General features: G+C 66.9%; 12 protein-coding genes. 10 read left to right on the top strand and 2 right to left on the bottom strand.

Annotated elements, in window-relative coordinates; genetic code table 11:
- The first annotated feature begins 54 nt into the window (after positions 1 to 54).
- From ACFXAE_RS06950 to ACFXAE_RS06915, 8 genes are all read left to right on the top strand, one after another.
- A complete protein-coding gene (locus ACFXAE_RS06950) occupies positions 55 to 705 on the top strand; it encodes a hypothetical protein (RefSeq protein WP_384709184.1) in 651 nt (216 codons plus the stop codon).
- 209 nt (positions 706 to 914) lie between these two features.
- On the top strand, positions 915 to 1,727 hold the full coding sequence (locus tag ACFXAE_RS06945) for a hypothetical protein (RefSeq protein WP_384709181.1): 813 nt from the start codon (positions 915 to 917) through the stop codon (positions 1,725 to 1,727).
- A 57-nt stretch (positions 1,728 to 1,784) separates the two neighbouring features.
- On the top strand, positions 1,785 to 2,090 hold the full coding sequence (locus tag ACFXAE_RS06940) for a hypothetical protein (protein ID WP_384709178.1): 306 nt from the start codon (positions 1,785 to 1,787) through the stop codon (positions 2,088 to 2,090).
- Complete coding sequence (locus tag ACFXAE_RS06935) at positions 2,087 to 3,424, top strand: hypothetical protein (protein WP_384709175.1); 1,338 nt, start codon at positions 2,087 to 2,089, stop codon at positions 3,422 to 3,424. The genes ACFXAE_RS06940 and ACFXAE_RS06935 overlap by 4 nt, the downstream gene beginning before the upstream one ends.
- 106 nt (positions 3,425 to 3,530) lie before the next feature.
- A complete protein-coding gene (locus tag ACFXAE_RS06930; protein WP_384709172.1) occupies positions 3,531 to 3,827 on the top strand; it encodes a hypothetical protein in 297 nt (98 codons plus the stop codon).
- On the top strand, positions 3,805 to 4,455 hold the full coding sequence (locus ACFXAE_RS06925) for a hypothetical protein (RefSeq protein ID WP_384709169.1): 651 nt from the start codon (positions 3,805 to 3,807) through the stop codon (positions 4,453 to 4,455). The genes ACFXAE_RS06930 and ACFXAE_RS06925 overlap by 23 nt, the downstream gene beginning before the upstream one ends.
- Entirely contained in the window at positions 4,452 to 5,045 is a 594-nt protein-coding gene (locus ACFXAE_RS06920; protein WP_384709166.1) for a hypothetical protein, read from the top strand. The genes ACFXAE_RS06925 and ACFXAE_RS06920 overlap by 4 nt, the downstream gene beginning before the upstream one ends.
- 53 nt (positions 5,046 to 5,098) lie before the next feature.
- The gene (locus ACFXAE_RS06915; protein ID WP_384709163.1) at positions 5,099 to 5,779 is read left to right on the top strand and encodes a hypothetical protein; all 681 of its coding nucleotides are present in this window, start codon (positions 5,099 to 5,101) and stop codon (positions 5,777 to 5,779) included.
- A 50-nt stretch (positions 5,780 to 5,829) separates the two neighbouring features.
- On the opposite strand, the gene ACFXAE_RS06910 is transcribed toward ACFXAE_RS06915, so the two are convergent.
- Positions 5,830 to 6,129 (bottom strand): WXG100 family type VII secretion target, encoded by a 300-nt coding sequence (locus ACFXAE_RS06910; protein WP_159535155.1) that lies wholly within the window; start codon positions 6,127 to 6,129, stop codon positions 5,830 to 5,832.
- Positions 6,130 to 6,433: 304 nt separating this feature from the next.
- On the opposite strand from ACFXAE_RS06910, the gene ACFXAE_RS06905 reads away from it, so the two are divergent.
- A complete protein-coding gene (locus ACFXAE_RS06905) occupies positions 6,434 to 11,077 on the top strand; it encodes an FtsK/SpoIIIE domain-containing protein (RefSeq protein WP_384709160.1) in 4,644 nt (1,547 codons plus the stop codon).
- Positions 11,074 to 11,772 (top strand): hypothetical protein, encoded by a 699-nt coding sequence (locus tag ACFXAE_RS06900; protein ID WP_384709157.1) that lies wholly within the window; start codon positions 11,074 to 11,076, stop codon positions 11,770 to 11,772. The genes ACFXAE_RS06905 and ACFXAE_RS06900 overlap by 4 nt, the downstream gene beginning before the upstream one ends.
- Here the strand turns inward: ACFXAE_RS06900 and ACFXAE_RS06895 are convergent.
- Entirely contained in the window at positions 11,687 to 13,525 is a 1,839-nt protein-coding gene (locus ACFXAE_RS06895) for a protein kinase (RefSeq protein ID WP_384709154.1), read from the bottom strand. The two genes, ACFXAE_RS06900 and ACFXAE_RS06895, sit on opposite strands and share 86 nt — an antisense overlap.
- Positions 13,526 to 13,599 lie beyond the last annotated feature (74 nt).

Here is a 13,599-nt window from a genome sequence, read left to right as displayed (position 1 = left end):
GCCATCGATAGCGTCTGTGCGTTGACTGAACCTTTGTCTCACGGGGAGCCCTTCTTGAAACGCCGCACTTTGCCCCTTGCAACCGCGCTCGCCGCAACCGCAGCCCTCCTGTTGACGGCCTGTGGCAGCGGAAGCGACAAGCCCGGCGACGACGACCAGATCGCCGGGGCGGACACCGACGACACGAAGACGTCCGCCTCTCCCAGCGCCTCCGATCCCATCGACCGTCCCGACCTGTCACTTCCCGGCGATGTCAAGGAAACCTTCGAAGGCTGGAACACGGGCGACGAGGTCAAGGACGCCGTCCTCGCGGACGCCGGCCGGTCCATGACGGCCGTCAACAGGGCCATCACGGACGGCGAACCCGACTCCGCAGCCCTGAAGTTCTACTACGAAGGGGAGGCGCTCGTCGGTGCCGCGAAGTGGGTGCAGACCTTCGTGGACCACGACGCCACCATCACCGGCACCACGCGCTACTACTCCCCGACCGTCAGCATGTCCGGCAAGGAAACGGCAGCAGTCACCCTCTGCGCGGACGAGAGCAAGGCATTCAACAAGTTCCGCAAGACGGGCAAGGTCGATCGCAGCGCGCCCTCGGACGATTCGTACGTGTACTACCTGAGCCGCCTGAAACTCAACGACACGCGTGTCTGGGTGACCACGGAGACCCACTCTCAGCGCGGAAGCGCGAAGTGCACACCGTGAGGGCGGGCAGGACGGCGGCTCTGGTTCTGGCGCTGTCTGTCGGCACCCTCGTGGCAACCGGCACGGCGCACGCAGGCACCGGCTTCGGAGGTTCCCGCGGTGGTGAGACCGACGCGAGCGGCGGCACCAAAGACCGGACGATCACTTCGCAAGTCACCTTCAACACGTCCAGGAACGGCTCGGGTGAGTCGACGGGCACGCCGGCCCCTGTGGGTACCTACGATCCACCCGGTTGCTGGTACGAACCGCTCTGGACTCCTGAGGAGTACGAGAAGGAGTTCAAAAAGCGCTGGAACGTCGGGCACTTCAGTGGCGCCGGCGAGGCTTACGCCGGTGAAACCGCCCGGTATGTCGACGGAAAGCCCTACAAGGACTTCAACAAGGACAAGTCGGGGGAGGGCATGTTCTGGGGCGCCGTGTACGACTGGGACCGCCTTGAGGGTGACGACTATCTGGCTTGCGGCGAGGCCGACTTCTGGGTCGACAACGGTGACGAACCGCCCGTGGAGAACGCCATCGACGCGGAGACCCTGGCCCAGCTCGCCTACAACGAGATCAAGGTCCCCGACACCGAGGTCACACTCAAGCCGGAGGACGTCACCAAAGTGAACCTCCCGACGTGGGCCTGGTTGGACAAGGCCGACTTCCACGAGGTGTCCGTCACCGCGACCCTGGACGTCGGCGGCTGGAACCTCTCCTCGACCACCACGGCCAAGCCCGTCTCTTTGAAGCTGGAGCCCGGCACCGAGGACGCCACGCTGTTCCCCGCCTCCGGCGAGTGCGCCATCAACGACGACGGTTCCATCGGCGCGCCGTACGCCAAGGGCAAGGCCGACGAGGATCCACCGTGCGGGATCACGTATCTGCGCGCGTCCGGCGGGGAGTCCTATGAGTTGCAGGCCACTGTGACCTGGGAGATCACCTGGGAGAGCACCACCGGTGAGAGCGGCACCCTCCCCGACGGCACGTTCGGAACGACTCAGGACGTGACCGTTCAAGAGATCCAGGCCGTCAACCGCTAGACCGGCGCAGTACCAACCACGCATCGAGACACCCTTTACAGGAGACGCACTAGGGCCATGGCAGGCGACCCAGATCTCATCGTCAATGTCGACCTTCTTGTGGAATCGGAGTCCGCCCTGAGCAAGATCCAAAAGGATCTGAAGGACATAGGGAATAGGAAGGATGACATGCAACCCTATTGGGGCAGCAGTGAGATAAGCGAGGCAATGGGGAAATTTGTAGACAACTGGGACGATTATCGTGGCAAAATGATCGAGAGTCTGGATAGCGTAGGAAAACTCGTCACAAACACCATCAACGGTTTCACCGGGGCTGACGCTGCCCTCGCGAAGGAATTGAAGAAGGCGAGGAAGAGTAAATGAGCACTTCCTCGAAACCACGCCCCCGAGACTGGCACCCGCTCGCCGACTCCGATCCCGTCCCAGGCGATCCGGAAGAGATCCGCGATGAAGTCACGCACATGAAAAGCGTGGCAACCACCCTTCGAGAGCAAGCCGGGCGACTTCGCGACATCAAGAACGACGACGAACTAAAGGGAAAGTATGCAGGAAAGCTGCGTGAAGAGTCGGAAGTGCTTGAAAAGCATCTCCGCGAAGTCGCCAGTCGTTATGAACGCGTCCATGTGCATTTGACAAAATGGGCAAACGAACTCGAAGGATTTCAGACAGAAGCTGGCAAAGTTCTCACCAGCGCGAAGAAGGAACAAGAACAACTCGAGGCCGAAAAGAATAAGAAAGAATCGGACGAGGAAGGCACACCGAAGCCCACTGCCAGTGACATCGAAGGTGATCCACTCCATAAATACAGGGTCAAACTCGGCACTATCACGAGCGACCGAGACGACCGCGCAGCACACTACGCCAGTAAGATCCGTGATGAGATCGACGACATTATCGAGGACAGCTTCTGGGATGACGTCAAAGGCTGGATACATGACAACATCGACAAGATAAAATGGGTTCTTGACGCACTGGGATGGGCAGCCTCAATTCTAGGGACCCTAGCACCGTTCCTTGCCTTCATTCCCATTATCGGTCCCCTTATCGGTGGGATCGCCATCGGAATATCCATCTTCATTGCAGCATCCCGGCTCATTCTTTTCTTTGCCGGAGAAGCAAGTCTCACTGAAGTAATCATGGACTGTGTCGGCTTGGTCGCCTTTGCTACGGGAACAAAGATGCTCGCCAATCTGAGGATCGCAAGCAAGGCCGTCAATACCGCCTCCAAGGCACAGCGGACGGATCGGCTCAAAGAATCGTTGCGTGTCAGCAGGTCTGTGCGGAACGAGATCACTCGCGTCATGGCGACGACCAGCGACGACGGTCTCAGAGAGTTCGGACGGCAAACGCTTAATCGCATGCGGAAGGAAATGTCGCAGAATGCGGGGCGCGTTGCCGATGAGACGCCTCTTCGCCCCAGTCACCTCGAGCAACTCGGGTTCGGGAATTCGGATGCCCGCTCCGTGATCAACAGCATCCGTCGGAACAGTGAAACCTTTCCCAGTGCTGCAGCAGCGGCAGGGAAGTCTGAGACTTATTACAAGGTGGCGGTAGGTGCTGCGGTGACGGGTGCAACCGCGGATGTCGTCGACAAGACGTTCGGTGAAAGTCCTGTTCTCCCCGGCAAACCGTTCAACTCGACCTATGAGAATTTCAAGGGAGAGACTGGCATGTTGTCAGAGGATACCCACTGGTGACCGATCGAGAGGAAGAAGCACCGTGAGCTCGAATCGACAAACACGAAGTTACGGCAGCCTGGGTGAGGGGCCGGCCGCACTGGGGAAGGTGTGCCTCATCATAGGGATGACCTCCATCTTCCTGGTGATGATCGCAGGGGCACTTCCGGCTTCCGCGAAGGACGCAGTCTACTGGATTCAGCGTGCCATCGTTGCTGGAGCCATTTTCACTTTGCTGGGACTCTTCTTCAGGTATCCGCTTGCGTCGCGACGCCCTGAAGGCCTCACAGAAGTTTTCATTTATTCATTTGGTCTCTTCCTGGCCACTTGGGTAACAGGTGTCTGGGCAGGTGTTTTTGCAGCTCCCCTGGTTCCTCTTCTGACCATTGGATCGTGGATCATTGAGAGAGTTCGCCGTGACTGAACAAAGCGTGGCTCGATCACTGGTTCCTGTCGGATTCAATCTGGTTCTACCACCCGGGTGGGGGAAAATCGACCTTCACGAGAAGGTCGTGAATGATTCAGTCCTGGCGCTTGTTGACCGATCCATCGATCAGCTCCCGGAAGATCTCCCTCGGGATGACGTGAGCAAGGTCCGTATGGAACTCTTCAAGCAGCTTAGAAAAGCAGCCAGAAAGGCCTCCAGAGCAAACGGGATGATGCTGTACCTGCCCGTAGATCGAGTACACGGCAGCGTCGTCCCAGCTTCCTTCGTCGTGTCGGAGCCGATTTCGGCAGTCGGTGCCGGATTTCAATCGGAGCAGATACTTGGAATGCTCGCAGCAGAACGCGGTCAGAACGAGACTGTAACCCTCGATGGGTCATCAGGCACCAGGTTCGAGAGGACTGTTCCGCCTCCAGAAAATTCCGATATGAAGTTCGCCTCTCGGCGAGTCGAGTACGTACTCCCCCTCCCTGGTAGCCCACTTCCCCGTTGGCTTGCATTCACATTCAGCACAGTCGGGGACGGAAACCCGGACAGTGAATATTCCGCCGCCCTCGTCGACCTCTTCGATGCCGTGATGATGACCTTTCGCTGGAGTTACGAATGATCTTCTTCGAAACCGAAGCCGATCCAACTGAGTGGTTCCTTATGCCACTTCATTGGACAGACCTTCATCAGCGTGAAATCGATGAATGGTCAGCAACTTGCGCCGAGATCATGTACCGGCGTCACAAGAGGTGGTGGCGGAGCCCTAACCGCGACGGTTTGACGCACACGTTTCGCATGCTACTTGAGGCTCATCCGCATCCCAACATCCCAGCGCATCAGGTGTTTCTTTACGGCGGCGATCCGCGCAGGGTTCCGCAACCCTTCTACGGGCTGATCGTGCAGCCGGAAGGCGGGGATCGCGAGAAGGAGCTGCGCAGCATCGTCCAGGCTTCGGAGCCGAACCCAGAACGCTCACCCGACGTAGTGACGTTCGACTCCGACCGGATCGGCCCTGGGCTGCGTTGCCTTCAGTATTTCAGTGACGAAGACGGCTTGGGCGTTTCTCTCAACTACGGGTGGTGGTCCGAGGAACACCAACTCTACGCGTCAGTTCGCACGGTGACTGACGAAGTCGGCTGGTTGGCAACGAATCTGGATGTTTTCGATGACTTCGCCCGCAGTCTCTGGCTCAACCCCAACCCGGAGTGACCGGTCAGGCGGACGCAGGACCAGCGTCCCACCGACGCAGGGAAAGCCTTAACGTGACACGTAGGACTAAACAGGACGTACTGACGGACCGCCTCGGCATCCACGCCGAGGCGGGCGAATGGTGCTGGATCGGCAAGATCCCGCAGCCTCCCGCAGATGTCCTCCAGGCTGCGGGCAACCCTCGGCTCCGCCCCGCCAGGCTCCCCCCACTGGCCATGATCGGCACGGTACTCGGTGCGCCCTTCATACCGCTCGTCATGCTGCTGAGCCTCCTGGCTGAGGCGGAGGAAGCCGTCAAGCGTTTCCTCGACACGAAGGAAGTGAAGGAGCGACGGCGAGCCAAGAAGGAGGATGAGAAGCGTCGGGACGTCATCATCGACCAACAAGGCCTCGACAACGTATTCGACGGCAACTGGCACGGCGACGCCGGGCAGTTCCTGCTGCGCTGGTACGGCCACTCCACCCACCACGAGCGACTGCTGCTCGCGACCCCGGACGGGATCGTCCTCGCGGCTCCACCCCAACGCGTCAGCACGGGACGGGAGAAGCACATGCAGGTCGTCGCTCGCCTGTCCGCCGACGAAGCCACGCTGGTCGACCCCTTCTCCGGTGAGTTCGAGACGCGGATCCTGCTGATCCGCTTCCGTGACGGCTCCTGGCTGCGCGTCGACACGGAGGAGCTCCGCAGCGAGCTTCACATGTACGCGCTTCGGCATCCGTCCCCCGACAACTGACGGACCCCGGTGCGTTCGGCGTCCGAACGCACCGGGGCGGCACCGCGCCCTTACTTGCGGGCGGCCTTCGCCAGTTCGTCGTCGATCTGCTCGAACTTGTCGGCGGCCATGGTCAGGTAGTCGCCCATGCCGTCCAGGCCGTCGAGCGTGGTCTTCGCGCCGTTGGTGAACTCGTCGAAGTTCTCGTCGAAGGCCTTGGAGGAGGACTTCGTGACGTAGCCGGAGTTGACCAGGTTGTTGATGTACTTGCGGAGGGCGTCCAGCTTCTCCTGGAGCTTCTCCTTCTCCTTCACGACATGCTTGGCAGCTTCCCGCATGTCCTGGTATGTGATGTCAAGGTCCTTGGCCATGAAGCCGCTCCCTCTCGCAATGCCGCAGGGCCAACCCCCGTGGCTCCCTGTTTGCGGAACGGTCGGCACGGGGCCGCCGGGGCCGCCGGTGCGATCGTCCGCTCTTGCGGCAGCAGCTTACGGGGGCGAACTGTGGTGGCACATCCCCGCTTTGTGAAGGCGCCGGTGTGAAGCCGTGCGTGCCGTTGCTGCCGGGAATTGCGGGCGTGCTCCCCGGCTGCCCCGGACCGTGCGTGAGCCGATATCGTCGGCGGGACTGTGACTTGCGGGGTGGAAGCGGTCACGGGGCCTGGGGAGGACAAGCGTGCGCCTGACTCTGACCGTCGTCGATCCGTTCGGCGGGGACGCCGCCGACGTCGTACTCGATGCCGATCCCGAGTCCACTGTCGGGGACATCGCGCAGGAGCTGGCCGCGCAGGTCGGGCGCGGCGGGGCGCAGGTCATTCCCATCGGGCACCAGGGGCAGGTTCCCGCGGACGGTGCGCCCACCGTGTACGTGGACGGGTACGCCGTCGATCCCGGCGCCACCGTCGTCGGGTCGCCGTTGCGTGACGGGGCCGTCGTGTCGCTCCAGGACCCTTCCGGGTGCCTGCCCGGGGAGCCGTCCGGGCTCGTCGAGCTGCGGGTCGTCGGCGGGCCGGCCGCCGGGTTCGTGCACCGGCTCGGGGTGGGGCGGTACGACATCGGCAGCGGGGCGGCCTCGTACGTCCGGGTCGACGATCCCGAGGTCGACGGCCGGGCGCTCACCCTCTCCGTCGCCACCGACGGGACGTGTCAGGTCGCCCTCCACTGCGACGAGGAGGGCGTCACCCTCGACGGGAAGCCGATCGCCGGCCCCGAGGAGGAAGAGGGCGACAAGGAGAGCAAGGGACGCAAGAGGCGCCGTAAGGGCGGTGAGGAGTCCGCCGGCAAGAAGGCCGACCGGTTCGACTGGCCCCTCGGTGCGCAGATCGGACTCGGCAACACCCTTCTCGAGCTGGCCCGTTACACGCCCCCGAACGCCGCTCTCAAGTGGTCGGACGACGGGGTGGGGCTCGACTACAACCGGCCGCCCCGGCTGCGTCCGGCCGAGCGGCAGACGAACTTCCGGCTGCCGTCGGCGCCCCGTGAGTACGAGGCCCGGCCGTTGCCGTGGCTGATGGCGTTGACGCCGCTCGTCGGTGCGGTCGTCATGGTGGCGATCTTCCAGCGCTGGTACTACCTGATCATGGCGGGGCTCAGCCCCATCCTGCTCTTCGCCAACTACTTCAACGACAAGAAGCACGGGCGCAAGTCCCATGCCAAGCAGGTCAAGGAGTACGAGGAGCAGAAGGAGCGGATCGAGAAGGACGCGCAGGAGGCGCTGGTCCAGGAACGGAACGACCGGCGGCACGCCATTCCCGATCCGGCGACCGTGCTGTCGATGGGTACCGGGCCGCGGACCCGGCTGTGGGAGCGGCGGCGGACCGACCGGGATCATCTGCTGCTGCGGTTCGGGACGGGGCGGTTGCCGTCCGAGGTGGTGCTCGACGACCCCGAGCAGGACGACCACCGGCGTCAGGTGACCTGGAAGATCGAGGACGCGCCCGTCGCGCTGAACCTGCGTTCGCTCGGGGTGATCGGTGTGGCGGGGCCCGGTGATTCCGCGCGGGCCCTCGGGCGGTGGGCGGTGGCGCAGACCGCCGCGCTGCACAGCCCGATGGACGTGCAGTTCTACGTGCTGAGCGAGAACTCCGCGCAGCCGTCCTGGGACTGGATGCGGTGGCTGCCGCACGCGCGGCCGTCCGGCGGGCAGGACGTCAACGTCCTCATCGGTACCGACGCCGAGACCGTCGGCGCCCGTATCGGTGAGCTGACGCAGATCCTCGACGCGCGCAAGAAGGCCGCCGAGCAGGCGCGTGCGCAGGGCACGACGTTCAGCGATCCGGACATCGTCGTCGTGTGGGACGGCTCGCGGCGGTTGCGGTCGCTGCCCGGTGTGGTGCGGCTGCTGCGCGAGGGGCCGTCCGTGTCCGTGTACGCCCTCTGTCTCGACGCCGAGGAGCGGTTCCTGCCGGGTGAGTGCCAGGCGTTCGTCGTCGCCGAGCCCAGGGCCGAGGAGGACGACCGGGAACAGCGACAGCAGCAGGACCGGCCACAGCAGGTGAGCGGCGGGTTCCCCTCCTTCCATGCCTGGCACACCGGCGCGCCCGAGACCGGCCGTGCCCAGCGGGCGGACCGGCTGCGGCTGCGCGTCGAGGAGGCGGGAGCGGAACGGATCAAGGACGTGCGGCCGGACTTCGTCCCGCCGGCCTGGTGTCTGCGGCTGGCCCGTTCGCTGTCGCCGCTGCGCGACATCAGCGGAGAGACGGAGGACTCGGCGCTGCCCGGCTCCAGCCGACTCCTCGACGTGCTCCAGCTGGAGCCGCCGACGGCCGACGCGATCAGCGCCCGGTGGCGGATGGGCGGGCAGTCGACGCTCGCCGTCATCGGTGAGTCGTACGACGGGCCGTTCGGCATCGACATGCGCAAGGACGGGCCGCACGGGCTCATCGCCGGTACGACCGGTTCCGGTAAGTCCGAGCTGCTGCAGACGATCGTCGCCGCGCTGGCCGTCGCCAACACGCCGGAGAACATGACGTTCGTCCTCGTCGACTACAAGGGCGGTTCCGCCTTCAAGGACTGTGTGAAGCTGCCGCACACCGTCGGCATGGTGACCGACCTCGACGCCCATCTCGTGGAACGGGCGCTGGAGTCGCTGGGCGCCGAGCTCAAGCGGCGCGAGCACATTCTGGCCGCCGCGGACGCCAAGGACATCGAGGACTACCAGGATCTGGTGCGGCGGGATCCGTCGCACGCGCCCGTGCCGCGGCTGCTCATCGTGATCGACGAGTTCGCGTCGATGGTGCGTGATCTGCCGGACTTCGTGACGGGTCTCGTGAACATCGCGCAGCGAGGGCGTTCCCTCGGTATCCACCTGCTGCTCGCCACACAGCGGCCGAGTGGTGTCGTGTCTCCGGAGATCCGTGCCAACACCAACCTCCGGATCGCCCTGCGGGTGACGGACGCCGGTGAGTCGACGGACGTCATCGACTCGCCCGAGGCCGGGCACATCGCGAAGAGCACTCCGGGCCGGGCGTACGCGCGGCTCGGTCACGCCTCCCTGGTGCCGTTCCAGTCGGGGCGGGTCGGTGGCCGGCGGCCCGGGGCGGCGGACCCGGCCGCCCTCGCGCCCTGGGTGGGACCGCTGACCTGGGAGGACCTCGGGCGTGCGGCGCTCGCCAAGCCCAAGTCGCAGGCGCGCGAGGACGACGAGATCACCGACCTGAAGGTGCTCGTCGACGCCGTGCGCGAGGCCAACAGCGCGCTCGGCATCCCGGCCCAGCACAGCCCGTGGCTGCCCGCGCTGGACGAGACGCTGCTGCTCGACGACGTCGAGGTGCCGGCTGTCGCCCTCGCGCCGGGCAAGCTGCCGCCCGCCCCGTTCGGCGTCGAGGACCTGCCGGGCGACCAGGCCCGCCGCCCGGTCGTCGTCGACTTCGCCGGCTTCGGCCATCTGATGATCGGCGGTGCCCCGCGCAGTGGCCGCTCGCAGGTGCTGCGCACCATCGCGGGCTCCCTGGCCCGCACCCACTCCGTCGCCGACGTCCACCTGTACGGCATCGACTGCGGCAACGGCGCGCTGAACGCGCTGACCCGGTTGCCGCACTGCGGCGCGGTCGTCGGCCGCAACCAGACCGAGCGGGTGATCCGGCTCGTCAACCGGCTCAAGGGCGAACTCTCGCGCCGCCAGGACCTGTTGGCGGACAAGGGGTTCGCGGACATCGGCGAGCAGCGGGCCGCGGTCGCCGAGGAGGAGCGGCTGCCGCACATCGTGGTGCTGCTGGACCGCTGGGAGGGCTGGGTGCCCACGCTCGGTGAGATCGACCACGGTTCGCTGACCGACGAGTTGCAGACGATGATGCGGGAGGGTGCGAGCGTCGGCATCCACCTCGTCCTCACCGGTGACCGGACGCTGCTCGTCGGCCGGATCGCCTCCCTCACCGAGGACAAGTACGGTCTGCGGCTGGCCGACCGCAGCGACTTCTCCTCGCTCGGCATCCCGGCCCGCAAGGTGCCGGAGGAGATCCCGCCGGGCCGCGCCTTCCGCAACGAGGCGGGTACGGAGACGCAGTTCGCGCTGCTCTCCGAGGACACCACCGGTCAGGGCCAGGCGGCGGCGCTCACGGCCATCGGTGAGGCGGCGGCCGCCCGTGACGCCGAAGTGCCGCGCGGGCGGAGGCCGTTCCGGGTGGACAGCCTGCCGAGCCGGATCTCCTTCCCGGAGGCGTGGGAGCTGCGCGACCCGGAGGGGTCCCGGTCCAGGCTGTGGGGGCTGGCCGGTATCGGCGGCGACGAGATCGTCGGCTTCGGGCCCGATCTCGCCGACGGCGTACCGGCGTTCGTCATCGCGGGTCCTGCCAAGTCGGGCCGTTCCACGGTGCTGATGAACTTCGCGCAGTCGTTCCTCGCGCACGGCACCCGCCTGGTGGTCGCCGCCCCGCGCCAGTCCCCGCTGCGTCGGCTCGACGGCACGGAGGGTGTGCTGAAGGTCTTCACCGGTGACGACATCGACGAGGACGAGTTCGAGGAGCTGATCGACGGGGCGTCGACCGACGAGCCGATCGCCGTGCTCATCGACGACGGGGAGATCCTGGAGGACTGCGACGCCGAGAGTCAGATGAAGAAGCTGATCTCACGTGGCGCCGAGCGAGGGCTCGCCCTGGTCATCGCCGGTGACGAGGAGGACGTGTGCAGCGGCTTCTCCGGCTGGCAGGTCGACGCGAAGAAGGCCCGGCGCGGGATTCTGCTCTCCCCGCAGGAGTCGTCCAGCGGCGACCTCATCGGCGTACGGCTGTCCCGCGGGATGGTCGGCGGGCAGGTGGTTCCGGGCAAGGGCATGCTCCACCTCGGGGACGGAGAGCTGCGGACGGTCGTGGTGCCGGGGTGAGCGGCGGATCGGCGAAGCCGGGGCGGCGGAAGGCGGCCGGGTCGTCCCTGCGGTACGAGCACCGGCCGGGGAGGCCGGCGTCCGGGGCGAAGAAGAGGATGACGGTCGGGGAGAAGGCGTTCGGGTGTCTGGTGCTGCCCGGCTTCGTTCTCCTGATCATGCCGCTGGTCTTCTTCAAGATGCACTGGGGTCACGACGTCTGGGGCGAGTTGGCGCCCGGCTGGCCGGGTGGGGCGTACGCCTTCGCCGCGACGGTCGGGGCGCTCGTGCCCCTGGTCTTCCTCGCCTGGGTCGTCCCACTGACCCGGATGACCTGGAAGAAGAGCAAGCCGCGCTCGCTGGCCTGGGCCGCCGCCTCGCTGCCCGGGCTGGCCGCCTGCTACCTGGTCGCGGGCGTGATCGGTGCGTACGCGCGGCCCAAGCACCGGTCGGACTGGGGCAGCAGGTGCTACGGCGTGGGCGGGCCGTGCTGGACGCATGAGCGGTACCCGTATCTGTGGGTGGTGGGACTTGCCGCGACGCTGGCCGTGATCGTGCTGCTGATCGGTGTGGCCGTGAAGTACAGCGGCAGGTCCGGCTCGTCCGCGGAGGCTTCCGAGCCCGCTCCGGCTAGCCGACCTTCGACAACCGGGCCTTCGGCGACCCCGACTCCTTGCTGTCCGACTCGTACACCAGATCGTCGCCGGCCGGGGTGAGGCGGACCGTGTGCTCGGCCTGGTTGCAGACGTCGCGGTTGGACTTCGCGCCGACGGAGGTCGTGACGAGCTGTTTCTCCGTGACCTGCTTCAGGGTGAGGACGTCGTCGCAGACGCCGCCGAAGATGTCCGTGTGCCGGAGGGTGCCCACCTGTTCGCCCACCTTGGCCTGCTTGAGCGTCACCCGGAACGTGCCGAGCGGAATGGCGATGCTCTCGCGGGAGTTGGCCTGGCCCTCCCAGGTGCCGAGGTAGGCGGCGGGAACCGTGGTGGGCGGTGCCGCGGGCCGGGATCCGCCGTCGGAACTCGAGGGGCCGTCGTCCGAGGAGCCGCCCGGCAGCAGGTCGCGTACGAACACGGAGCCGACGGTCACCGCGGCCAGCGCGCCCGCCACCGCGAGGGCGACCGTGCAGCTGACGCGTCTGCCCCGGCCGCCGCGGTCGGGGGAGGAGGTGGCCGCGAAGGAGACGGAGAGTTTCCCGGGGCCGACCCGGTCCCCCGGCTGGGTCGGCGGGTGCGGGGACACGGGTGCGGGGGACGGGGCGTCGCGTGGCCCGGGGACGGCTGCCGCGCCCGGCCACTGTGCCCCCGGCATCACGGGCGGCGGGCCAAAGGCCCCGGACGCCGCGCCGGCCGGCGGGGAGTCACCGGCCGGCGGAGGACCGAACGCACCGGGCACGGCACCTGGCGCGACTCCGGGCACGGCACCTGGCGCGACTCCGGGCGCCGAAGAGCCGCCCGCGGACGGACCGCCGAAGCCTCCGCCCGCCGACGCCTCCCCCACCGACGGCCTGCTGAACCCCACCGGCCCCGACGGTCCCTCCCCCGCCGCCTCCAGGTTCAGCAACCGCACCGCGCTCCGGCTCACCTGTTCCACCAGGGTTCCCGGGAGCCAGCCGGCCGTCACCAGGCGGGCCGCGCCGCCCTCGGGGGCGAGGCGGTGGGCCAGTTCGGCCGGGGCCGGGCGGGCCGACGGGTCCTTGTCCAGGCAGGACTCCGTCAGTTCGCGCAGTTCGCCGTCCAGCTCTCCCAGTTCGGGCGGTTCGTGCACGACCTTGTACAGCAGGGCCGCCGAGGAGTCGCCGGGGAACGGAGGGCTGCCCGTGGCCGCGTACGCCAGGACGGCGCCCAGGGAGAAGACGTCCGCCGCGCCCGTCACGCCCTTGCCGAGGATCTGCTCGGGGGACATGTAGCCGGGTGAGCCGATCGAGACGCCGGTGGAGGTGAGGGACGCCGTGCCTCCCCCGGACTTCGTCCGGGAGGTACCCCCAGTGGCGCGGGCGATGCCGAAGTCGATCAGGAGGGGGCCGTCGAGGGTGAGGAGGACGTTGGACGGCTTCACGTCCCTGTGCACCAGGCCCAGCGCGTGTACGGCCGTCAGCGCCTCGGCCAGCCCCGCGCCCAGCGCCCGTACGGTGGGCGTGGGCAGCGGGCCGGTGTCGGTGACCGCCGCGGCGAGGGAGGGACCGGCCACGTAGGCGGTGGCGACCCAGGGGACCCGGGCGTCGGGGTCGGCGTCCAGGACGGGGGCCGTCCAGGCGCCGCCGACCCGGCGGGCGGCGTCGACCTCGCGGCGGAAGCGGGCACGGAACTCCTCGTCCAGCGCGAAGTGCGGGTGCACGATCTTCACCGCGACCGTGCGGCCCCCGGCGCTGCGGCCCAGGTAGACCCGGCCCATGCCGCCGGAGCCGAGCCGGCCGAGCAGCCGGTAGGGGCCCACGACCGTGGGCTCGTCCACTTCGAGCGGCCGCATGGCGTCCACCTCTTCCCCCGTCACGCCCGTACGCCGGAACCTTCCAGCAGGGTAGTGGGCGGGCCGCCCGCGGC

Source organism: Streptomyces sp. NPDC059454 (genome assembly GCF_042749965.1).
Lineage (GTDB): Bacteria > Actinomycetota > Actinomycetes > Streptomycetales > Streptomycetaceae > Streptomyces.
The sequence above is the reverse complement of the archived record's forward strand: the minus strand, read 5'-3'. Positions and strand labels throughout refer to the sequence as shown.